20 protein-coding genes are annotated in these 22943 nt (G+C 32.9%); 16 read left to right on the top strand and 4 right to left on the bottom strand.

What is annotated here, in order from left to right:
* Positions 1–90: 90 nt before the first annotated feature.
* Both MBM09_RS05170 and MBM09_RS05175 read left to right on the top strand, forming a co-directional pair.
* Positions 91–2229 carry a carboxy terminal-processing peptidase gene (locus tag MBM09_RS05170; protein WP_238676316.1) on the top strand — a complete coding sequence of 713 codons (2139 nt, stop codon included), beginning with the start codon at positions 91–93 and terminating at the stop codon, positions 2227–2229.
* A 12-nt stretch (positions 2230–2241) separates the two neighbouring features.
* Positions 2242–3336, top strand: a complete 1095-nt coding sequence (locus MBM09_RS05175) for an ABC transporter permease (protein WP_238675782.1) — start codon at positions 2242–2244, stop codon at positions 3334–3336.
* A 155-nt stretch (positions 3337–3491) separates the two neighbouring features.
* Here the strand turns inward: MBM09_RS05175 and MBM09_RS05180 are convergent, their stop codons facing one another.
* From MBM09_RS05180 to MBM09_RS05195, 4 genes are all read right to left on the bottom strand, one after another.
* Positions 3492–3989, bottom strand: a complete 498-nt coding sequence (locus MBM09_RS05180; protein WP_238675783.1) for a hypothetical protein — start codon at positions 3987–3989, stop codon at positions 3492–3494.
* A gap of 152 nt (positions 3990–4141) precedes the next feature.
* The gene (locus tag MBM09_RS05185; protein ID WP_238675784.1) at positions 4142–4978 is read right to left on the bottom strand and encodes a toll/interleukin-1 receptor domain-containing protein; all 837 of its coding nucleotides are present in this window, start codon (positions 4976–4978) and stop codon (positions 4142–4144) included.
* Between the two features lie 118 nt (positions 4979–5096).
* Complete coding sequence (gene yihA / locus MBM09_RS05190) at positions 5097–5708, bottom strand: ribosome biogenesis GTP-binding protein YihA/YsxC (RefSeq protein WP_238675785.1); 612 nt, start codon at positions 5706–5708, stop codon at positions 5097–5099.
* A 60-nt stretch (positions 5709–5768) separates the two neighbouring features.
* Complete coding sequence (locus MBM09_RS05195; RefSeq protein WP_238675786.1) at positions 5769–6533, bottom strand: alpha/beta fold hydrolase; 765 nt, start codon at positions 6531–6533, stop codon at positions 5769–5771.
* 348 nt (positions 6534–6881) lie between these two features.
* Here MBM09_RS05195 and mraZ point away from each other — a divergent pair, with 348 nt between their 5' ends.
* The 14 genes from mraZ (at position 6882) to ftsZ (ending at position 22889) form a co-directional block, all read left to right on the top strand.
* Positions 6882–7352 carry a division/cell wall cluster transcriptional repressor MraZ gene (gene mraZ, locus MBM09_RS05200; protein ID WP_238675787.1) on the top strand — a complete coding sequence of 157 codons (471 nt, stop codon included), beginning with the start codon at positions 6882–6884 and terminating at the stop codon, positions 7350–7352.
* Positions 7339–8235 carry a 16S rRNA (cytosine(1402)-N(4))-methyltransferase RsmH gene (rsmH, locus tag MBM09_RS05205; RefSeq protein ID WP_238675788.1) on the top strand — a complete coding sequence of 299 codons (897 nt, stop codon included), beginning with the start codon at positions 7339–7341 and terminating at the stop codon, positions 8233–8235. Before mraZ ends, rsmH begins: the two co-directional genes overlap by 14 nt.
* The gene (locus tag MBM09_RS05210) at positions 8236–8553 is read left to right on the top strand and encodes an FtsL-like putative cell division protein (protein WP_238675789.1); all 318 of its coding nucleotides are present in this window, start codon (positions 8236–8238) and stop codon (positions 8551–8553) included.
* Positions 8554–8617: 64 nt separating this feature from the next.
* The gene (locus MBM09_RS05215) at positions 8618–10579 is read left to right on the top strand and encodes a penicillin-binding protein (protein ID WP_238676317.1); all 1962 of its coding nucleotides are present in this window, start codon (positions 8618–8620) and stop codon (positions 10577–10579) included.
* On the top strand, positions 10576–12039 hold the full coding sequence (locus MBM09_RS05220; protein ID WP_238675790.1) for a UDP-N-acetylmuramoyl-L-alanyl-D-glutamate--2,6-diaminopimelate ligase: 1464 nt from the start codon (positions 10576–10578) through the stop codon (positions 12037–12039). The genes MBM09_RS05215 and MBM09_RS05220 overlap by 4 nt, the downstream gene beginning before the upstream one ends.
* A 1-nt stretch (position 12040) precedes the next feature.
* The gene (mraY, locus tag MBM09_RS05225; protein ID WP_238675791.1) at positions 12041–13282 is read left to right on the top strand and encodes a phospho-N-acetylmuramoyl-pentapeptide-transferase; all 1242 of its coding nucleotides are present in this window, start codon (positions 12041–12043) and stop codon (positions 13280–13282) included.
* A gap of 52 nt (positions 13283–13334) precedes the next feature.
* Positions 13335–14672 carry a UDP-N-acetylmuramoyl-L-alanine--D-glutamate ligase gene (gene murD, locus MBM09_RS05230; protein ID WP_238675792.1) on the top strand — a complete coding sequence of 446 codons (1338 nt, stop codon included), beginning with the start codon at positions 13335–13337 and terminating at the stop codon, positions 14670–14672.
* A 98-nt stretch (positions 14673–14770) separates the two neighbouring features.
* Positions 14771–15964 (top strand): FtsW/RodA/SpoVE family cell cycle protein, encoded by a 1194-nt coding sequence (locus MBM09_RS05235; RefSeq protein ID WP_238675793.1) that lies wholly within the window; start codon positions 14771–14773, stop codon positions 15962–15964.
* A gap of 36 nt (positions 15965–16000) precedes the next feature.
* Entirely contained in the window at positions 16001–16354 is a 354-nt protein-coding gene (locus tag MBM09_RS05240) for a four helix bundle protein (protein ID WP_238675794.1), read from the top strand.
* Between the two features lie 3 nt (positions 16355–16357).
* Positions 16358–17470 carry an undecaprenyldiphospho-muramoylpentapeptide beta-N-acetylglucosaminyltransferase gene (gene murG / locus MBM09_RS05245; protein WP_370569719.1) on the top strand — a complete coding sequence of 371 codons (1113 nt, stop codon included), beginning with the start codon at positions 16358–16360 and terminating at the stop codon, positions 17468–17470.
* Positions 17467–18819, top strand: coding sequence for a UDP-N-acetylmuramate--L-alanine ligase (gene murC, locus MBM09_RS05250; protein ID WP_238675795.1), 1353 nt, complete (start codon positions 17467–17469; stop codon positions 18817–18819). Before murG ends, murC begins: the two co-directional genes overlap by 4 nt.
* Before the next feature lie 16 nt (positions 18820–18835).
* The gene (locus MBM09_RS05255) at positions 18836–19528 is read left to right on the top strand and encodes a cell division protein FtsQ/DivIB (RefSeq protein ID WP_370569720.1); all 693 of its coding nucleotides are present in this window, start codon (positions 18836–18838) and stop codon (positions 19526–19528) included.
* Between the two features lie 3 nt (positions 19529–19531).
* On the top strand, positions 19532–20842 hold the full coding sequence (gene ftsA / locus MBM09_RS05260; RefSeq protein ID WP_238675797.1) for a cell division protein FtsA: 1311 nt from the start codon (positions 19532–19534) through the stop codon (positions 20840–20842).
* A gap of 55 nt (positions 20843–20897) precedes the next feature.
* The gene (ftsZ, locus tag MBM09_RS05265) at positions 20898–22889 is read left to right on the top strand and encodes a cell division protein FtsZ (RefSeq protein WP_238675798.1); all 1992 of its coding nucleotides are present in this window, start codon (positions 20898–20900) and stop codon (positions 22887–22889) included.
* Positions 22890–22943 lie beyond the last annotated feature (54 nt).

A 22943-nucleotide genomic window follows, 5' to 3' on the forward strand; every position in this document is an offset into this window, starting at 1 on the left:
TCCCTTTATTGGCATGGTTTTTTCTTTATTTTAGTAGAAATTATGTCGTGCTTTTTAGAGCAATAAACTATTTAATAGATGAAGAATATTATGAAAATGAATTATAAGGTATTGTCGCTATTGTTACTTTTAGCATTTGCGTCATGTAGTTTTACTACAAAAAAATTTAGTGATCCAGATAAAGATAAATTATTGGTTCGCATAATAACGTATGTGCTTGAGGAGGGTCATTTTGATCCAATTGTTTTGGATGATGCTTTTTCTGAGGAACTATTTAATGATTATTTAGAAGTTACAGATCCTGTTAAAAGATATTTTTATGAATCTGATTATAAGGATTTTGAAAAATTTAAGTTAACTATTGATGATCAACTAAAAGCCACAGATATTACATTTTTTAACGTTGTTAACGAGCGCATGCTAAAACGTTTTGAAGAAGCTAAACAAATCTACAAAGAGATATTATCGCAACCTTTTGATTATACAAAAGATGAATATTTTGATACGAATTATGAAAATAGTGAGTTTCCAAAAAACAAAAAGCAAATGAGAGAACGTTGGAGAAAACAGCTTAAGTTTTCTACACTTTCAAACTATGATGATTTGTATGAACAAGAAAGACTAGCAAAGAAAAACGATCCATCTTATGTAATGAAGACTGATGCTGAAATTGAAAAAGAAGCGCGAGAAGCTACATTAAAAACATTGAATATCTTTTTTGAAGATTACATTGATGACCAAACACGTGAAGATTGGTTTGCTGTTTATGTAAATACTATTGTAGAGGAATTCGACCCACATACATATTATTTAGCACCTAGAGATAAGGAAGGTTTCGATCAGCGTATGTCTGGTAAATTAGAAGGAATTGGTGCCAGATTACAAAAGCGAATGGATTACATTAAAGTGGTTGAACTTATTTCTGGAGGTCCAGCTTGGAGAAGTGAAGAACTTGAAGTTGAAGATATCATTTTAAAAGTAAAGCAAGAAGACGAAGAAGTTGCGGTTGATATTGTTGGCATGCGAATTAACGATGCTATAAAATATATTAAAGGCCCAAAAGGAACAAAAGTAACCTTAACCGTTAAAAAGGTTGATGGCACTATAAAAGACATTACCATTACTAGAGATATTGTAGAGTTGGTTGAAACTTATGCAAAATCATCAATAGTAAATAAAGATAATATGAAGTTCGGCATCATAAATTTACCAGCGTTTTATGTAGATTTTCAAGATTACAAAAATGTTAATGCAGCTAAAGATGTTAAGTTGGAAATTGAGCGTTTAAAAGCCGAAGGAATGGAAGGCTTGGTGTTAGACTTACGTAATAATGGAGGTGGATCATTGCCAGCAGTTGTAGATATGGCAGGTTTATTTATAGAAGAAGGTCCTGTGGTGCAAGTGCGTTCTACAGGTAAAGCTAAAGAGGTTTTAAAAGATAGAGATAAATCTATTGCTTGGGATGGCCCTTTAGTTATTTTAGTTAACGAAATTTCAGCTTCAGCTTCAGAAATTATGGCGGCTGCAATGCAAGATTATAAACGTGCTATTATTATAGGTAGTAAACAAACCTATGGAAAAGGAACAGTTCAAAATGTAATTAATTTGAACAATATGTTAAGAAGTAATACAAGTGGCGATTTAGGTGCTTTAGCCTTAACTACTCAAAAGTATTACAGAATTAATGGAGGTTCGGTGCAGTTAGAAGGTGTGAAGAGTGATGTAAAAGTTCCTGGGCGTTTTAGTTTTATTGATGTAGGTGAAAAGGATAAAGAAAACCCATTACCTTGGGATGAAATTGATGCAGCAGTTTATACGCCATGGGAAAACTACTTTGACTATGATACTACAATAAAAAAGAGTGAAGAGCGTATGAGTAACAATGAGCAACTTAAACTTATTGAAGAAAATGCTAAATGGGTAAAAAGTAAAATAGATGAAACGGTATTTTCTTTAAACTACTCAAAATATAAAGAAAAGCTTGAATTAAATGAAGAAGAAGCAAAACGTTTTGATGCCATTTCTAACTACCAAACAAATTTAACATTCGAATCTACAGGCTACGAAAAATCGTTGTTTGAAGAAGATACAACCGATTTAAAAGAAAAGCGTAAGCGTTGGCACGAAAGTTTAAGTAAAGATGTTTATGTAGAAGAAGCACTTAATGTGTTAGAAGATTTAAAAATATCATATCCTATTAAAAAAGTTGCGGCTACAGTAAAAAAATAGCATCTTTGGTGTATGAGTAAAAAATCAAACTCACTAAAACAATTAGCGCTCCAGAAGTTTTTTTTAAACTTTTGGGGCGTTTTTAGTTTCTATTACATTGTATTGGTTGGAGTAATTTCTGTGTTTGCTTATCTTTTTGCACCAGACGATTCCCAACATGCCAACCAAATGCATTTGGCTATTCACTCCCGAAAACCTAGGTTTAAAATAACGATGCTTACAATTCCATCGCAATTAGAATCTAATCAAAGTTTTTTAAGTGAAATTTTCTTTGGAAAAAAGAATACAGCAACCGAAGTTCCTATTACAGATTATACTATTAAAAATGATATTTTAACGTATAGAGAATATGCATCTGATGGATTGGAAGGTGCAGAAAAAACTATAAATATTAGTTCGTTTCCAGATAACAAAGTTGAAGATTTTATTAAAGAAAAAACCTTTCTTTTTGGAACCGATAAGTATGGTCGCGATTTATTAAGCAGAGTTTTGGTAGGCGCCAGAATATCATTTTTTATAGGTTTTGTAGCGGTTTTTATTTCGTTAGTAATTGGTATTTTTATGGGAAGCGTTGCAGGGTATTTTGGCGGGAAAGTAGATGCTGTTATTATGTGGATTATTAATGTTACTTGGTCTATTCCAACTTTATTATTGGTTATAGCTATTACATTAGCTTTAGGTAAAGGTTTTTGGCAAGTGTTTATTGCTGTAGGTTTAACTATGTGGGTTGAGGTGGCCAGAGTAGTACGCGGACAAATAATTAGCGCTAAAGAAATGCAATATGTAACTGCAGCACGAGCTTTAGGTTTTAATGATTTTAGAATTATAACCAAACATATATTGCCCAATATTATGGCGCCAGTTATCGTGATTTCTGCAGCTAATTTTGCAGCAGCTATTTTAATAGAAAGCGGGCTTAGTTTTTTAGGTATTGGTGCACAACCACCCATGGCAAGTTGGGGTGCTATGATAAAAGATCATTACAATTATATTATACTTGGTAAACCGTATTTAGCCATTATACCTGGGCTTTGCATTATGAGTTTGGTTATGGCATTTATGCTTATTGGTAATGCGTTGCGTGATGCTTTGGATGTGAAGAGTTAGGCTTGAAATTTTGTTTAGGGGGTGTTATATGAAAAAGTTATGGATTTGTAAGCGAGGATTTTCCGAAGGAAAATCAGAAGCATGCAAACGACCAACAAACTTTGGTTTAGCTAAAACTAGCAATTTTTTTATAAGGTGTTGTCAACTTACTTTTTTTATTCCGTTAAATGGCTAATATCAGAAGTCGCATAAAAATAAGCTAATCCAGTTCCATCTCCGCCCATTGATTCACTATCGGCTATCGTTATTTTTAATTTTGGTAAAAAATAATTTCCTTTTTCTGTTTCCGAGTATTCAGTTCCGATATTTTTAAACTGTTTAATTAAGTCAGTGATTTCGGTTCCAAAATCAAGTCGAATATTGTCAATTAATATGTCAAAACCATAATGGACTTCTAAGTCTCTTAATCGATTATCCTTGTCGTAATTCAAAAACAGCATATCTTTTTTCGAATTCAGATTTTCATAAACATCTCTCTTTTGATGAATATTCATACTTTCATCTCCATCAAAAAATTCAGCGACGTCAATTATTTTGTCTTCTTCCTTATGTTTCATTCCTAATTTTTCTCTAACCGAATTTCGTTCGTTATTCCATTCAAATTTGAGAGAATTAAGTATAAAACCTTTATTTGGTAAATATTCTATGTCCATTTTTTAGCTTGTTGCCAACGGTCTCGTATAACCGTCAGTTACGGGTTTATATGCGTTATTTTTCGGTTTAGCACTGACTTTAGCAATTCCGAGTGGATTCGGACGGAGTCGAATCCGCCGTAATTGCGGTTATACATTGTTACCACACGTACTTATTCTTTTTCGGTTGAAAATAACATATCAATATTCATTTCATTAGAGTGAAATTTTTCTCCAACAGTTGTTGAAACGAATGCTGTTAAAGTTACATCTTGTCCTCTAAATTCTCTCATTGAATCAATAAATCCCTTTTTAAGTTTATAATTTATCTGATATTGTTCTCCGTATTCCATTCTTTTCGGAAATGAGATTTGTTGCATAGCGTCAAAAAGTTGAAAAGTATCAGCATTTCCAACATAGGGTTTGGATAATTTAAAAATTGGTGGTCCGAAGTATCTAAATCCGTTTATTTGGTTAGTGACTGTCACTCCAATATTTACTCCAACTATTCCATAAAATTCACTCGCCTCAATATAAGTCGAGAGGTAAATACTTTTTTGGGATTTTGGTTCATTCTTTTCAGGAAGTGGAATATTCGGTTCAGCACCTAATTTTTGGATTATAGCATTTGCTAATTCTTCTTCCGATAAATTTCGTATGTCCAAATACCCAAGAGTTGAGCGAATTCCAGGAAGTTCTGTGTCATCAAATCTAACAGGTAAGATATATTCTTCTTTATTTTCTATTGCTCGGGCAATTGCAGTTCTCACTTCATAATTCGTCCATATTTTTTTCTCGTAATTCTCGGAAATAAAAGGAATGAAATATTGAGATTGTCGCCTATAAATATAATCGAAATGAATTCCAAGGTCTTTTCCCCAAAGGTCAACTTGCTCAAACTTATCATAGAAAACACTAATTCCGTTTTCTTTTAATAATTCCGCTACTTTATTAACGTATTCTCTGTCTTCTCCTGCAAATGACAAAGCAACTTGATATTTATATTCCATAGGTTTCTTGGTATGTGTGGTAACATGCGAATAAGCACACTAGTGCGTTTATTTCGTTTATATACCTATAAATCTAGATGATTTTTCAGACAAATAAAAATATATTAAAAAGTTTGGGTTAATGAGTGTCTAAATTCATATTCTCATTTAATGTATCAATATAACCCAAAACTTCATCTTTACCAATGTCTTTAGATGAAGAAGTAATAAAGTAATTAGGCATGTCTTCCCAGGTTTCTAAAAGTATATTTTTATAATCCTCAACATGGTTTTCAATAGCTTTTGGTTTTAACTTATCAGCTTTTGTAAATATTATTGAAAACGGAATACCATTTTCGCCTAACCATTGCATGAATTCTAAATCTATAGGTTGTGGTTTATGTCTAATATCTACCAAAACAAAAGCGGTTACCAATTGCTCACGCATTGCAAAATATTGGGTAATAAACTTTTGAAAGGTTTTTTTTGAGCTTTTTGAAACACGCGCATAACCATAGCCTGGTAAATCTACTAAATGCCAGTTTTTATTAATTAAAAAATGATTTATAAGCTGTGTTTTACCTGGTCTTCCCGAAGTTTTTGCTAAACTTTTTCGGCTAGTTAGCATATTTATAAGCGAAGATTTGCCAACGTTACTTCTGCCAATAAAAGCATATTCTGGCAATCTGCTATTGGGGCATTTAGCCACATCAGAGTTACTCATAACAAATTCGGCAGATTTAATATGCATCTATATTAATTTTAAAGAAAAATTATTCTTATTGAGTAGTTTGTTAAAATTAATTATTGACTAAAACTCTCTTTTTTGCAGCCAATTATCTAGTATCTTATTAAACTCTTCTGGGTGTTCCATCATAGCGGCATGCCCACATTTATCAATCCAAAACAAATCAGAATCTGGTAATAGCATATTAAATTCTTCGGCAACTTCTGGGGGTGTTACAGTGTCATTTTTTCCCCAAATAATACAAGTTGGCACATGCATATGAGGTAAATCTTTTGCCATATTATGTCTAATCGCGCTCTTAGCAATAGCTAATGTTTTTATGAGTTTATGACGGTCGTTAACCGTTTCGTATACTTCGTCAACAATTTCTTTGGTTGCAACAGCAGGATCGTAAAATACTTCCTGTGCCTTCTTTTTAATTACTTCGTAATCGCTACGTTTTGTGTATCCTCCTCCCATAGCACTTTCGTAAAGTCCAGAACTTCCTGTAATAATTAATGCTTTTACCGTTTCAGGGAACAATTTTGTGTGGTATAAACCTATATGACCACCTAACGAATTTCCTAACAAAATAACTTCATTATAGCCTTTAAATATTATAAAATCGTGTAAGTATTTAGAGAAGCTTTTTACATTGGTTTTTAGTAAAGACATGGAGTAAATTGGTAACTCTGGTATAATAATTTTGTACCCTTTTTTACTAAAATAATCCGATACTTCACTAAAGTTACTTAAGCCTCCCATAAGACCATGTAAGACGATAATTGGTGTGCCTTCACCTACTTCAATGTAACTGTAATTTCCTTCTTTTTTTAATCTATGCGCCATTAATTAGTTAGTCATTGCGTTAAAAACAAATATAGTTATTTCATTCATATTTCAATCATTTTAATGAATTGAAAAATACTCTTAAAAAGAATGATTCAAAATTGAGCATTCATTTAAAATAAGTTGCGAAAATAATGATTTTAAAATAAGATGTTAACAATATAAATATTCGTTAGCCTTTTGGTTTAATCTGTTGGTTTTAAGTAATGACACTTGATTAAGCGTTTAAAAATGCATTATAAACCGTATTTAATCGAAAATTTATTAACAAAGTGGTACAAAGTGGTAATATGTGGTAAATTTTTCAATATATTTGAAACTTAAAGATTTAATTTTTCGAAAACCGCTTTGGACTTAATAACAGGCACATACGATTGTAAAGTTGATGCAAAAGGCAGATTAATGATGCCTGCTGCAATCAAAAAACAACTGTCTTCAGTTTTGCAAGATGGGTTTGTGTTGCGTCGTTCGGTGTTTCAAAAATGTTTAGAGTTGTATCCAATGGGTGAGTGGCAAATACTCATGCAGAAAATGAACAAGCTTAATAAGTTCAAGAAAAAGAACAACGATTTTATTAGAAGATTTACAGCGGGAGCTAAAATGGTTGAGGTTGATGTGAATGGACGTTTGTTAGTGCCTAAGGATTTAACGGTTTTTGCAAATATTTCAAAAAATATAGTGGTGGCCTCTGCTATAAATATCATTGAAATCTGGGATAAAGATTTATACGAACAAGCTATTGATGATGCAGCTGTTGATTTTGCTGATTTAGCTGAAGAAGTAATGGGACAAGATGATGATGACCATGGAATATCATAACCCTGTACTTTTAAAAGAAACCGTTGATGGGTTAAATATTAATCCGGATGGGGTTTATGTGGATGTCACTTTTGGTGGTGGTGGTCACAGTAAAGAAATATTAAAACGTCTTAGTGATAGAGGAAAGTTGTTTGCTTTCGATCAAGATTTAGATGCTCTTGAAAATGCTATTGATGATTCTAGATTTACTTTAATAAATGAAAATTTCAGGCATATAAGACGGTTTTTGCGTTTTTATGGTGTTAAAGAAGTGGATGGGGTTTTGGCAGATTTTGGTGTGTCTTCACATCAATTTGATGTGGCAGAACGTGGTTTTTCAACACGTTTTGAAGCTGATTTAGATATGCGGATGAATCAGGAAAGTGAATTATCGGCATTTCATGTGGTAAATGAATATAGTGAAGAGCGGTTAAAACAAGTGTTTTCGGAATATGGAGAGCTACGCGCTGCACCAGCTATGGCAAGATTAATTTTAGAGCATAGAGAAAAAGAGCCAATTGTAACAAGTGAGCAATTAAAGGGTGTGTTAAAAAAGTTTTTACCACCAAGGCATGAAAATAAAGTGTTGGCTCAAATATATCAAGCTATTAGAATTGAAGTTAATCAAGAGTTAGAAGCGTTAAAAGAATTTTTGCAACAAACACCAGAAATCTTAAAAAAAGGAGGTCGGTTAAGTGTTATTTCTTATCACTCTCTTGAAGATAGATTGGTAAAACGATTTATAAGAAATGGCATGTTTGAAGGAGAACCGGAACGCGATATGTTTGGAAACTTTGAGGTGCCTTTAAAAAAAGTAAATGGTTTAATCGTGCCAACAGCACAGGAGATAAAAAGTAATAGTAGGGCTAGAAGTGCGAAGCTTAGAATTGCGGAGAAATTATAAATGAAAAAAAGCATATACAACATATTAAAAGGTACTTTTTTAGTTAGCGATGATTCTTTTAAAAACTGGAGATTCATCCTTGTTATTTCTGGTCTGGCTATAATTATGATAGCGAGTTCACACAGTGCAGATAAAAAAGTATATGAAATTGCACGATTAAAAAATGAAGTAAAAGAAATGCGATCTGCCTTTGTTGATGGGCGGTCAAAACTCATGAAGCTTAAAATGGAGTCGCATGTAGTTAGTGTAATGAAAGAAAAGGGCTTGTCGCCTTCGGTGATTCCACCAAAAAAAATAAAAGTAAAAACCCAAAACTGATAATTAACTCTTGGCAGTAAGCGAGAAAAACATATTAAACCGATTGTACTTTATTGCAGGATGTATGTTCATCTTCGGAGTGGCTGTGGTATTTAAATTGCTAAGTATTCAGTTTATACAAGGTGATAAATACAGAGCGCTTGCTACAGAACGTGTTGTTAAAGATGTAGTGATACCTGCAAATAGAGGAAATGTGTATTCTGTAAATGGTAATTTGTTAGCAACTTCAATTCCAAAATATGATATTAGAATTGATGCCTTAACGCCTTCGCTTTACACTTTTGAAAAATATCTGAAGCCATTATGCGATTCGCTTTCAAAATATTCGGGTAAATCTTCAGCAAAACTTGAAAAAGACTTAAGACGAGCAAGAGCTAATAAAAATAGATATTATCTGTTAGCTAGAAATATTGGCTATTCAGATTACATACGATTACGAAATTTTCCTTTACTGGAACTTGGTGCATTTAAAGGCGGTTTAATTGTAGAGCAAACTACAAAACGTGAACACCCAATGGGTGGAATTGCACAAAGAACCATTGGTTATGAGCGTTGGGATGAAGAAGGTAATGTTACAAGACCGGGTATTGATGGCGCTTTTGGGGTGAAATATTTACGTGGTGTTGATGGAAAACGTAAAAAACAGCAAATAGGAAAAGGGCAGTGGAAACCATTAAGTGATGCTAATGAAGTTGAACCGCAAGATGGATACGATGTTTATACAACTATAGATGTTAATATACAAGATATTGCACATCATGCTTTATTGGAGCAACTTGAAAAATATAAAGCAGACCACGGTTGTGTGGTAGTAATGGAAACTAAAACTGGTGAAATTCGTGCGATTTCAAATTTAGGAAGAAATAAAAATGGTCATTATTACGAACGACTAAATTATGCAGTTGGAGAAAGTCATGAGTCAGGTTCTACGTTTAAACTAATGGCTTTGGCTGCTGCTTTTGAAGATAAGTTGGTAGATACAAGTGATGTGGTAGATACTGAAAAAGGCATTGTAAGATATTATGGTAAATCAGTTCGCGACTCAAAGCATGGTGGATATGGTAAAATATCCATATCTGAGGCTTTTGAAGTTTCATCTAACACGGGTATTGTAAAAGCAATTGATAAGGCTTACAAAAAACAGCCAGAAAAGTTTGTAGATAGGTTGTACAAAATGAATCTTAATCAAGATTTAAATCTTCCAATTATAGGTGAACCAAAACCAATTATTCCAGATCCTAGAATTAAAAATGGACGTTGGAGTGGTATTGCATTGCAATGGATGGCTTATGGTTACGGGGTTTCATTTACACCTTTGCAAACACTAGCGTTTTATAACGCGGTGGCGAATGATGGTGTTATGGTAAAGCCTAGGTTTTTAAGAGAGGTTAAAGAATTTGATAGAGTAGTAGAGCCTTTTAAAGAAGAGGTTATTAATAAACAAATATGCTCTAAAGAAACTATTTTAAAGTTGCAACAACTTCTTAAAAACGTAGTTGAAAAAGAACATGGAACAGGGCATAGGTTGTATTCTGATAACTTCTCAATGGCAGGAAAAACAGGAACCTGTCAAAAAGATTATAAGGATAAAGAGAAATTAAATTATATCTCATCGTTCGCAGGGTATTTTCCAGCAGATAATCCTAAATATTCATGCATTGTGGTTATACACGAGCCAGATAAAAGTGTTGGGTATTATGGTGCAGATGTTTCGGGACCTGTGTTTAAAAAAGTAGCTCAAAAAATATTTATAGACACACCTATTGTAGATGAAGTTGAAACGCTTGATGTTAAAATAGCTTCTGTAGAAAATGAATATGAAGGTTTTTACAAAACCGCTCAAACGTATAAAACCATTATGCCAAATCTAGTGGGTATGCCAGCAATGGATGCTGTGGTGCTTCTAGAAAATATGCAGATAGATGTTAGGGTAAAATTAGAAGGTAATGGTGTTGTAAAAGCGCAATCTGTTGATAAGAATACAGAATTAAAGAATAATCAAACCGTAGTACTAACCGCTTCATGATAGTATTAAAAGACATATTGTATAAGGTAACTATCAACGCGGTTGTTGGAAGTACTAATATAGATGTGATTGCTGTACATTTTGATTCTCGTAAAATCAAAAGTGGCGATTTATTTGTGGCTATTAAAGGTCTTGTTGCAGACGGACATAAGTTTATAGATACGGCTATAAAAAATGGAGCAAAAAGTATTGTTTGTGAGGTGTTGCCAAATCATCTTGCAGAAGGTATTACTTATGTAGAGGTTGATAATTCTAGTAAAGCCTTAGCTATTATAGCTTCAAATTATTACGATAATCCATCAGAAAATTTAAGACTGGTTGGTGTTACAGGTACAAACGGAAAAACAACTGTAGCTAGTTTACTGTATCAGTTATTTAAAAAAGCAGGATATAAAGTGGGGTTATTGTCTACCGTAAAAATTATGGTTGATAATACAGAATATAAGGCAACACATACTACGCCAGATTCATTAACTATTAATACCTATCTAAATGAAATGAATGCGGCTGGAGTTGAGTTTTGTTTTATGGAAGTAAGCTCCCACGGTATTCATCAATATAGAACCGAAGGTTTGCATTTTGAAGGTGGTATATTCACAAACCTCTCGCATGATCATTTAGATTATCATAATTCATTTGCAGAATATAGAGATGTAAAAAAGAAGTTTTTTGATGAGTTGTCAGAAAAAGCTTTTGCGCTTGTAAATGTTGATGATAAAAATGGTTTGGTGATGCTGCAAAATACCAAAGCCAGAAAGTACACCTACGCCTTAAAACAGTATGCCGATTATAAATCTCAAATATTAGAAAATCAGTTTGGAGGCTTATTGCTTAAAGTAAACGATAGTGAAGTTTGGACAAGGCTTATTGGAAATTTTAATGCATATAACGTTTTAGCTATTTATGCTACTGCAGAATTATTAGGGCTTGAAAAAGTAGAAATACTCCGATTAATAAGCGATTTAGAAAGTGTAAGCGGACGTTTTCAATATTTAATTTCAGACGAAAAAATCACTGCAATAGTTGATTATGCACACACACCTGATGCACTTAAAAATGTGTTAGAAACCATAAATAGTATTCGTACTAAAAATGAAGAGTTAATCACTGTTGTTGGCTGTGGTGGAGATAGAGATAAAACCAAGCGCCCAAAAATGGGACATATTGCATCGGCTTTAAGTACTAAAGTAATTTTTACCAGCGATAATCCAAGAAGTGAAGTTCCTGAAACCATTATAGAAGACATAGAGAAAGGTGTAGAGCCTCAAAATTATAAAAAAACAATGTCTATAACAGACAGAAAACAGGCTATAAAAACAGCTTGTCAATTGGCGCAGCCAAACGATATCATTTTAATTGCTGGAAAAGGTCATGAAACCTATCAGGAAATTAAAGGAGAAAGATTTGATTTTGACGATTTTAAAATTGTACAAGAATTTTTAAAACAATTACAAAAGTAATATGCTGTATTATCTATTTGAATATTTAGAAAAACAGTTCCAGTTTCCTGGGGCAACACTTTTTGGGTTTTTAACTTTTAGAGCTGCTCTGGCTATGATTTTGTCGTTGTTAATTTCTACTATTTACGGTAAAAGAATCATTAAGTTTTTAAAGAAAAAACAGCTTGGTGAAACTATTAGAGACTTGGGGTTAGAAGGGCAAGCAGAAAAGGCAGGTACGCCAACAATGGGTGGAATTATTATTATTTTAGCCACTTTAATTCCGGTGGTTTTATTAGCCAAATTAGAAAACATTTATATCATCCTTTTAATAGTAACTACTATTTGGATGGGAACTATTGGTTTTATTGATGATTATATCAAAAAGTTTAAAAATGATAAAGAAGGTTTAAAAGGAAGGTTTAAAATTTTAGGGCAGGTTGGTCTAGGTGTTATAGTGGGAATGACGCTCTTTTTTCATCAGGATGTGACTATGAAAGAAAAGCTTCCTGTTGAGGAGCAACGAGTACTTCTGGCTGAAAACCCAGATATAGAGCCTTCTAAATTGTTTCAAGATGAAGTGAAGTCAACAAAAACAACCATTCCGTTTGTAAAAGGAAACGAGTTTGACTACGCAGATTTAATTACTTGGATTAGTCCTGATTTAAAAAAGTATGCTTGGGTAATTTTTATTCTAGTTGCCATTTTTATAATCACAGCTGTTTCTAATGGTGCTAATTTAACTGATGGTATTGATGGTTTAGCTGCTGGAACTTCAGCAATTATTGTGCTCACTTTAGGGATTTTTGCATGGGTATCTGGTAATATCATTTTTTCAGAATATCTCAATATCATGTACATCCCAAGAGTTGAAGAAATCACAATTTACATTACGGCATTTGTAGGTTCGCTTATTGGGTTTTTATGGTACAATACGTATCCGGCTCAAGTGTTTATGGGAGATACAGGGAGTTTAACCATTGGTGGGATAATAGCAGTAATTGCTATTGCTGTGCGTAAAGAATGGTTAATACCAGTGCTGTGTGGCATCTTTTTAGCCGAAAATTTATCAGTCGTTATGCAGGTAAGTTGGTTTAAATATACCAAGAAGAAATACGGTGAAGGGCGTCGCATTTTTAAAATGTCGCCGTTGCATCATCATTATCAGAAATCAGGATATCACGAAAGTAAAATAGTAACACGTTTTTGGATTATAGGTATTCTGCTTGCAATTCTTTCAATTGTAACATTGAAGATTCGATAGATAATTAAAAAACGAAATGTCTCACTGAGCTTGTCGAAGTGTTTCAATTAGAATGAAAAAAGAAAGGTTAGTCATATTAGGTGGTGGAGAAAGTGGTGTTGGAACAGCGCTTTTAGGAAAGGAAAAAGGATATGACGTTTTTGTTTCCGATAAAGGAAAAATAAAAGAAAAATATAAACAAGTTCTTATACATAATGAGATTGAATGTGAAGATGAAAAACATACAGAATCTAAAATTCTAAATGCAGACGTCGTAATGAAAAGTCCTGGAATTCCAGATAAAGTGGCTTTGGTAAAACAAATTCGTGAAAAAGGAATTAAAGTGGTTTCAGAAATTGAATTTGCTTCAAAATTCACTAATGCAACCATTGTTGGGATTACTGGAAGTAATGGTAAAACAACAACCGCAACGTTAACACATCATATTTTAAAACAAGAGTTAAATGTGGGGTTAGCGGGAAATATTGGCGACAGTTTTGCGAAACAAGTTTTAGTAGAAGACTTTAAAAATTACGTGTTAGAGATTAGTAGTTTTCAGTTGGATGATATTATAGATTTTAAGCCAAAAATTGCAGTAATTACAAACATTACGCCAGATCATTTAGATCGATATGATTACAAGTTTGAAAACTACATCGCTTCAAAATTTAGAATAGCGATGAATCAAACTAAAGAGGATTATTTGATTTATGATGCTGATGATGAAGTGATAATAAATCATTTAAAAAACAACCCAGTTCAATCTACATTATTACCATTTTCATTAGAAAAAACAATTGAGAATGGCGCGTATTTAGATAAAGAAAATATAAAAATAACAATAGATAACAATCAAATAATTATGCCAACTACAAACCTAGCATTAGAAGGAAAACATAACATTAAAAATGCCATGGCAGCTTCAACCATAGCGCATTTACTTAAAATTAGAAAGCAAACCATTAGAGAGAGTTTAGAGAATTTTCAAGGTGTAGAGCATCGTTTAGAGCAAGTACTTAAAATTAATAAAGTACAATATATAAACGACTCGAAAGCAACTAATGTAAATGCAACTTATTATGCTTTGGAAAGTATGGATGCACCAACGGTTTGGATAGTTGGGGGTACAGATAAAGGAAATAATTATGAAGAACTTTTTCCGTTTGTAAATGAAAAGGTTAAGGCAATTATTTGTTTAGGTGTTGATAACGAGAAGTTGATGAAAACCTTTGGCAATATGGTTGATGTTATTATAGAAACGCAATTTATGAGTGAAGCCGTAAAAATTGCATATAAATTAGCCGAATCAGGAGATAATGTATTGTTATCGCCAGCATGTGCAAGTTTTGATTTGTTTGAAAATTATGAAGATAGAGGGCGTCAATTTAAAGAAGCTGTTAGAAATCTCTAAAAAATCAATTGAGTCTTGTTATTCCGCACTTGATGCGGAATCCATAAAAAAGTAAAAAATTAGATTTCTGCTTTAGCAGGAATGACAAAAAATAAAAAGTGCAAACATTATTTAAAAACATAAAAGGCGATAGATTAATTTGGGCTATAGTTGCTTTGTTGGCAATACTATCGTTTTTGCCTGTATATAGTGCTGCTAGTAATTTAGCTTACAAAGGTGGAGGAAGTAATACTTTCACATTCTTTGTTAAGCATTTTATGCATTTGTTTTTAGGGTTTGTTATTATGTATGGCGTTCATAAAATTCCGTACAGATATTTTAGAGGCTTGTCATTAATTATGATTCCTATTGTATTGGTGTTACTTGGTATTACAATGTTGCAAGGAACTACAATCCAAGGTGCAAATGCCAGTAGGTGGATTCAAATACCAATAGTAGGTATGTCTTTTCAAACATCTACTCTAGCGGCGGTAGTGCTTATGGTGTATGTGGCTAGGTATATGTCTAAAATTAAAGATAAGGTTATAACGTTTAAAGAATCAATTTTACCGCTTTGGATGCCGGTTTTTTTGGTGTTAATTCTCATACTTCCTGCCAATTTTTCAACAGCAGCTATAATGTTTTTAATGGTAGTAATGTTGGTGTTTTTAGGAGGATATCCAATTCGGTATTTAGCTGTTATAATAGGTTCGGGGATTTTAGTTTTAACATTGTTTATACTAACTGCCAAAGCTTTTCCTGATGCCATGCCGAACAGAATTGATACATGGATGGGAAGAATAGAAAGTTTCACAAATCCTGAAGATACAGAAGCAGATTATCAAATTGAAAAAGCAAAAATAGCTATAGCAACTGGTGGAATTCAAGGTGTGGGACCTGGAAAGAGTTTGCAGAAAAACTTTTTGCCGCAATCATCGTCAGATTTCATTTTTGCCATTATTATAGAAGAGTATGGTTTAGTAGGTGGTTTTGTGATTATGATTTTGTATTTGTGGCTGCTTTTTAGAATAGTAATTGTTGCTCAAAAAGCAGACACCATTTTTGGTAAATTGTTGGTACTGGGGGTTGGTTTGCCTATTGTGTTTCAAGCGTTAATTAATATGGCGGTAGCGGTAGAGCTGTTTCCGGTAACAGGACAAACTTTACCATTGATAAGTAGTGGAGGAACGTCTATATGGATGACCTGTTTAGCAATTGGGATTATATTAAGCGTGAGTGCAAAACGAGAAGAAATTAAAGAGCAAGAAGTGAGTGAAGATAACCCGTTAGAAATTTTATCTGAAGCCATATAATTTAAGAAGTACGATTTTCGAATTACGATTAACAACATGAAACAAATATTAAAAGATAGAACAAAAAAATATGCAATAGATTGTTGGAATCTCTGTAATAAACTTCCTATTTCAAGAGAGTATAATGCATTTTGTAATCAATTAATTAGATGTTCAAGTTCGGTCGGAGCAAATTATAGGGCAGCGTGTAGAGCAAAATCAGATGCTGATTTTATTAACAAATTAAAAATAGTAGAGGAAGAAGCAGATGAGAGCATGTATTTCTTAGAGTTATTATTAGAAGTAAGTCCTAAGGATCATATAGAAATTAAAAGGTTACATATTGAAGGAAATGAATTATTATCAATAATTGTTGCGTCTATTAAAACTATGCGTAATCGTAAATCATAAATCGTGAATCGTAAATCTAACAAATATAAAATCATATTATCTGGAGGCGGTACAGGAGGTCATATTTATCCTGCAATTGCCATTGCTAATGAGTTAAAATCTCGTTTTCCGGATGCAGAATTTTTATTTGTTGGTGCAAAAGATAGAATGGAAATGGAAAAAGTGCCACAAGCCGGATATGATATTGAGGGGCTATGGATTTCTGGTATTCAGAGAAAGCTAACATTAAAAAATTTAGTTTTTCCTTTTAAAGTGATTAGTAGCCTTTGGAAAGCTCGTAAAATCGTAAAAAGTTTTAAACCTGACGTTGCCATAGGAACAGGAGGTTTTGCGAGCGGTCCACTATTGCATGTAGCTGCTTCAAATAACATACCCAGTTTAATACAGGAACAAAATTCATACCCAGGAATTACTAATAAACTATTAGCTAAAAAAGCTAAAAAAATATGTGTGGCTTATGATGGTTTAGAGCGTTTTTTTCCGCAGGATAAAATCATTAAAACAGGCAACCCAGTACGTAAAGGGTTATTAGATATAGATACAAAAACATTTGAAGCTAAAGACTTTTTTAAACTAAAACATGGTATGCCTACATTATTGGTTATTGGGGGGAGTTTAGGGTCTAGAAGAATAAATCAACTTATTGAAAAAGAATTAGATTTTTTCGATACTCAAAATGTTCAAATTATCTGGCAATGTGGTAAGCTGTATTATCAGCAGTATAAAATTTATAATCATACTAAAAATGTACAGGTTCATGAGTTTTTAAACAATATAGATTTTGCCTATGCAGCAGCAGATTTAATAGTTTCCAGAGCAGGGGCAAGTTCGGTTTCAGAACTTTGTATAGTTGGTAAACCTGTGGTTTTTATACCATCGCCAAATGTAGCAGAAGATCATCAAACCAAAAATGCTATGGCTATTGTAGAAAAAAGCGCAGCATTAATCATTAAAGAAGAAGATTTAGATGCCGATTTTGAGAATAAGTTTTCACAATTGGTTAAGTCTCCAGAAAAACAAAAAGAACTAGGAGATAACATAAAAAAATTAGCATTGGTAAATGCAACAAACGAAATAGCAGATGAAGTTGAAAAGCTTCTTAAAACAAGTAAATGAATTTAAACAGCATACATAATATTTATTTTATTGGCATTGGAGGTATAGGTATGAGTGCTTTGGCACGCTATTTCCATGCGAATAAAAAACATATTGCTGGTTACGATAAAACCCAAACAGAACTTACAGATAGTTTAGAAAATTTAGGTATAAAAGTACATTTTGAAGACGCTGTTTCAAATATTGAAACAAAGTTTTTAAACTTAGAAAACACTTTAATTGTTTATACGCCGGCAATTCCTCAAGCGCATAAAGAACTTGCTTATTTTAAAAATAACGGTTTTAATATTTTAAAGCGTTCACAGATTTTGGGTCTTATTACAGAAAATACGTTTTGTTTAGCTGTTGCAGGAACGCATGGTAAAACAACAACAACCAGTATTTTAGGGCATTTAATGAATGAGTGTAATGTTCCGTTAACTGCCTTTTTAGGTGGTATTAGCGAAAATTATAATTCTAATTTAATATTAAATGGCACTGATGTTTCAGTTGTTGAAGCCGATGAGTTTGATAGATCGTTTTTAACACTATCTCCAGATATGGCTTGTATCACGTCAATGGATGCAGATCATTTAGATATTTATGGAGATGCGTCTCAATTAATAAAATCATTTGAAGATTTTTCAAAAAGAATAAAATCAAACGGGAAGCTATTCGTTAAAAATGGGTTACCAATAAAAGGAATTACATATGGTATTGAAGATGATTCAGATTATACCATTCAAAATATAAAAATAAAGAACGGTACATATGTTTTTGATGTAAAAACACCAAAAACAGTACTTGAAAATTTAGAATTTAACCTACCAGGTAGACACAATTTGTCGAATGCATTAATAGCCTTGGCGATGTCTGTAGAATATGGGTGCCCTCACCAACAGCTCGCCAAAGCATTAGCATCTTATAAAGGTGTAAAACGCAGATTTACCTACCACATTAAAACAGATGATTTAGTTTTTATTGATGATTATGCACATCATCCAGAAGAAATAAATGCTGTGCATCATGCTATTAGAGAAATGTATCCTGATAAAAAGGTTTTAGCCATTTTTCAGCCACATTTATTTAGTAGAACAAGAGATTTTATTGATGAATTTGCCAAAAGTTTATCACAGTTTGATGAAGTTATTCTATTAGATATTTATCCAGCTAGAGAATTACCTATTGAAGGTGTGAATTCAAATTGGTTATTGGGTAAAATCAGTAATAAAAATAAGCAGTTAGTTAGTAAAGAAAATTTAATTCCTCAAATTCATAAAAGTACAGCTCAAATTGTTTTAACAATTGGTGCTGGAGATATAGGAGAAGAAGTTAAACGTATAAAAAAAGAATTTAGCATTGCGAGTTAATTGGTATTACATAAAAATGGTTGTTTTACTAGGCTTAGTGGTCTTTTTATTCGCATTTTCATCGGGTAAAAATGCTAAGAGAGAAATATCTAAACCCAATGTGAATTTTATAGGAGAAAATAACCTGTTTATTACTAACGAAACTGTTAGTAAATTGTTAATACAAAATTACGGAAGCATTAAAAATGTACCTAAAGAAACTTTAGATTTGAATGATTTAGAAAAAGCCCTCAAATCTAATCCAATGATAAAAAATGCTGAAGTGTATCTTGCTGTTAATGGTGCACTTAATGCCGACATTGAACAAAAAACACCTATAGCTAGAGTAAGTACAAATGCTTCTTATTACATTGATGACGAAGGTTTTTATATGCCATTGTCATTCAATTATTCTGCTAGAGTGCCTTTGGTTACTGGTTATATAGAGAAAAATAATTTAAAAAATGTCTATAAAATAGCACATAAAACACAAAAAGATGAATTCTTAAAAAAGCTTGTTATAGAGATTCATCAAGATATTAATAAAGAACTTTACTTGAGGCTAAGACAATGTGATTTCTTAGTAAAACTAGGAGATGTAAACTTTCTAGATAAGAAGATAAATAACTTGAAAGCATTTTACCAAAAAAGCTTAAAAGAAAAAACACTTAACAGCTACAGTAAAGTTAATTTACAGTTTGAAAACCAAGTAATATGTACCAAAATGTAAACCATGGAGCATAATTTAGCAGTAGGATTAGACATAGGAACCACAAAAATTGTGGCTATGATTGGTCGTAAAAACGAATACGGCAAAGTCGAAATTTTAGGCATTGGTAAATCTAAAAGTTTGGGTGTACACCGTGGTGTTGTAAATAATATTACACAAACCATTCAATCTATACAGCAAGCAGTTCAAGAGGCAGAAGCTGCTGCAGACATGAAAATTGAAGATGTAACAGTTGGTATTGCAGGACAGCATATTCGTAGTTTACAACATAGCGATTATATAACCAGATCAAATTCTGAAACCGTTATTGACGATGATGATATTGATAGACTTATAAATCAAGTACACAAATTAGTCATGCTTCCAGGAGAGGAAATTATCCATGTATTACCTCAAGAATACAAAGTTGATGGGCAAGCCGAAATAAAGGAGCCAATTGGAATGTATGGCGGTCGTTTAGAGGCTAATTTTCATGTTGTTGTAGGGCAAGTGTCTTCTATTAGAAATATTGGGCGTTGTGTACAAAGTGCTGGCTTAAATTTAGAAGGCATCACATTAGAGCCTTTAGCATCAGCAAATGCAGTTTTAAGTCAGGAAGAAAAAGAAGCAGGAGTAGCTTTAATTGATATAGGTGGTGGAACAACAGATTTAGCCATTTTTAGAGATGGCATCATTCGTCATACAGCCGTAATTCCTTTTGGAGGTAACGTTATTACCGAAGATATAAAAGAAGGTTGTTCAATTATTGAAAAACAAGCCGAATTATTAAAAATAAAATTTGGTTCTGCGTGGCCAGGAGAAAATAAGGACAACGAGATTGTTTCTATTCCAGGTTTGCGTGGTAGAGAACCAAAAGAGATCACTTTAAAAAACCTGTCTAAAATTATTCATGCACGAGTTGTAGAAATAGTTGAGCAAGTTTATGTAGAGATTAAAAATTACGGACACGAAGAACAGAAAAAAAAGCTTATTGCTGGTATTGTTTTAACTGGTGGTGGAAGCCAATTAAAACATTTAAAGCAATTAGTAGAATATATAACAGGAATGGATACCAGAATTGGGTATCCTAACGAGCATTTGGCTGGAGATAGTGATGACGATATCACAAGTCCACTTTTTGCAACCGCAGTAGGTTTGGTGTTAGATGGTTTAAAGCGTCAGGAAAGAAAGAAAATAGAACAACACCAAGAAGCTGTTGAAGAAGAGGAGCAACCAAATGAAGAAGAAGTTAAAGAGCAACCTGTAAAAGAAAGACGTTCATTTCTGGATAAATTAACAGAACGAGTAAAAGATTTCTTAGATAACGCAGAGTAATTAAAATCCATAGAATTAAAAATATTAAGTATAAAACCCCAGTAAAATAGAATTTATGAGCAGCAAAAAAGAATTCGAAAGCATCGCATTTGATTTACCTAAAAATCAATCAAATGTTATTAAAGTTATTGGAGTTGGCGGTGGAGGTAGCAATGCTATTAATCACATGTTCCAACAAGGCATCAAAGGTGTAGATTTTTACATTTGTAATACAGATGCACAAGCATTACAAAACAGTGGTGTTCCAAACAAAATTCAGTTAGGTGTTAATTTAACCGAAGGTTTAGGAGCAGGAGCAAACCCAGATATAGGAGAGCAAGCAGCAGTTGAAAGTTTTGATGACATTTCTCAAATGCTTGATACCAACACAAAAATGGTGTTTATTACCGCAGGAATGGGTGGTGGTACAGGAACTGGTGCAGCACCTATTATTGCTAAAATGGCTAAAGACTTAGATATTTTAACTGTGGGAATTGTTACTATGCCTTTTCAGTTTGAAGGTAGAATGCGTATTGAGCAATCTCAAAAAGGTATTGAAAAATTAAGAGATGTAGTAGATTCTTTAATTGTAATAAACAATAACAAACTTCGTGAAGTTTATGGTAATCTTGGTTTTAAAGCGGGATTCTCTAAAGCTGATGAAGTGTTAGCTACCGCTGCTCGTGGTATTGCAGAAGTTATTACACATCACTACACACAAAATATCGATTTACGTGATGCCAAAACAGTGTTGAGTAATAGTGGTACAGCTATTATGGGGTCTGCACTGGCGTCTGGTCAAAACCGTGCTCAAGATGCCATTCGTAAAGCGCTAGACTCACCATTATTAAACGATAACAAAATTAGTGGAGCTAAAAATGTGTTATTACTTATTGTTTCTGGTTCGCACGAAATAACTATTGATGAAATAGGTGAAATTAACGATCATATTCAAAGTGAAGCTGGTCATGGAGCTAACATTATTATGGGTGTTGGTGAAGATGATGCTTTAGAAGAATCAATTGCAGTTACAATTATAGCAACTGGATTTAATGTTGAGCAACAGGATGAGATTTCGAATACAGAAACTAAAAAGGTGGTACATTCACTTAGTGAGGAGCAAGAATTAGATTCAAAAGAAAGCGAGCCAGTAATTATTGCACCAATTATTGAACTTGAAGAAAAGAAAGAAACTCCAATTGTTCGTCATACTTTAGATTTAGATGCTGAAGAAGATGAGATTATTCTAGAAAATAAAACAATTCTAAAACAAGAGCTTACTAAAGCTGTTGAAGAAAATATAGATTTAATTCCAACATCAGAGCTTATTAAAAATATTGATGTAGTGTATGATGAAGTATCGGCAAACATTGAAGAAGACGAAGATTTCATCATAAAACCGGTTACAAGAATGTCTGCAGATGTTGAAGAGGTTAATAATGTTGAAACAATCTCAGATGAAATAGAAGAAGAACAGCAAATAACATTAACTTTCGATTTACCATTGTCGGTAAATAATGAGGTTGAAGATATTAAAGATGAAGTTATATCACATACATTAACAGAAGAAGAGGTTAAAGAAATTCCAGTTAATGATTATGTAGAATTAATTACAGTAACAGAGACTAATGAGGAAGGTGATATTAGATATGCACTTGACGATTATGTTGAAGTAGAATCTTCAATGAATCCAAAACAATCAGTATCAAAAGAGGTTTTAGAAGAAGTTGATGAGGATATTGTTTTCGAAAAGAAAATTCTTAACCAACCAGTAATAGAAGAAGAGGAGGCGTGCGAAATAGATCCTATGAATACGCCAATATCAGAATTGCTTAAAGAGCGTGCTGATGAACGCAGACGTAAAATGAAAGATTTTAATCATAAATTCAATAGTTCTAAAATTGATGATATTGAGAAAGTTCCAGCATATAAACGTCAGGGTATTGATTTAGATGATGCAAAACATTCATCAGAAACAGATATGTCTAGAACCAGTATAGGTCTAGATGACAATGATGATATACAATTAAGAAGTAATAATTCGTTTTTACACGATAATGTAGACTAACACTTAGAGTAAGATTCTTTAAAAAACCCGAAAAGCACCTTTAGCTTTTCGGGT

The organism is Flaviramulus sp. BrNp1-15, from assembly GCF_022259695.1.
Taxonomy (GTDB): domain Bacteria; phylum Bacteroidota; class Bacteroidia; order Flavobacteriales; family Flavobacteriaceae; genus BrNp1-15.

Excerpts from the sequence above, each read along its gene's own strand:
- MBM09_RS05170 (WP_238676316.1), top strand. The coding sequence starts at position 91 with ATGAAAATGAATTATAAGGTATTGTCGCTATTGTTACTTTTAGCATTT.
- MBM09_RS05175 (WP_238675782.1), top strand. The coding sequence starts at position 2,242 with ATGAGTAAAAAATCAAACTCACTAAAACAATTAGCGCTCCAGAAGTTT.
- MBM09_RS05180 (WP_238675783.1), bottom strand. The coding sequence starts at position 3,989 with ATGGACATAGAATATTTACCAAATAAAGGTTTTATACTTAATTCTCTC.
- MBM09_RS05185 (WP_238675784.1), bottom strand. The coding sequence starts at position 4,978 with ATGGAATATAAATATCAAGTTGCTTTGTCATTTGCAGGAGAAGACAGA.
- yihA (WP_238675785.1), bottom strand. The coding sequence starts at position 5,708 with ATGCATATTAAATCTGCCGAATTTGTTATGAGTAACTCTGATGTGGCT.
- MBM09_RS05195 (WP_238675786.1), bottom strand. The coding sequence starts at position 6,533 with ATGGCGCATAGATTAAAAAAAGAAGGAAATTACAGTTACATTGAAGTA.
- rsmH (WP_238675788.1), top strand. The coding sequence starts at position 7,339 with ATGGAATATCATAACCCTGTACTTTTAAAAGAAACCGTTGATGGGTTA.
- MBM09_RS05210 (WP_238675789.1), top strand. The coding sequence starts at position 8,236 with ATGAAAAAAAGCATATACAACATATTAAAAGGTACTTTTTTAGTTAGC.
- MBM09_RS05215 (WP_238676317.1), top strand. The coding sequence starts at position 8,618 with ATGTTCATCTTCGGAGTGGCTGTGGTATTTAAATTGCTAAGTATTCAG.
- MBM09_RS05220 (WP_238675790.1), top strand. The coding sequence starts at position 10,576 with ATGATAGTATTAAAAGACATATTGTATAAGGTAACTATCAACGCGGTT.
- mraY (WP_238675791.1), top strand. The coding sequence starts at position 12,041 with ATGCTGTATTATCTATTTGAATATTTAGAAAAACAGTTCCAGTTTCCT.
- murD (WP_238675792.1), top strand. The coding sequence starts at position 13,335 with ATGAAAAAAGAAAGGTTAGTCATATTAGGTGGTGGAGAAAGTGGTGTT.
- MBM09_RS05240 (WP_238675794.1), top strand. The coding sequence starts at position 16,001 with ATGAAACAAATATTAAAAGATAGAACAAAAAAATATGCAATAGATTGT.
- murC (WP_238675795.1), top strand. The coding sequence starts at position 17,467 with ATGAATTTAAACAGCATACATAATATTTATTTTATTGGCATTGGAGGT.
- MBM09_RS05255 (WP_370569720.1), top strand. The coding sequence starts at position 18,836 with ATGGTTGTTTTACTAGGCTTAGTGGTCTTTTTATTCGCATTTTCATCG.
- ftsA (WP_238675797.1), top strand. The coding sequence starts at position 19,532 with ATGGAGCATAATTTAGCAGTAGGATTAGACATAGGAACCACAAAAATT.
- ftsZ (WP_238675798.1), top strand. The coding sequence starts at position 20,898 with ATGAGCAGCAAAAAAGAATTCGAAAGCATCGCATTTGATTTACCTAAA.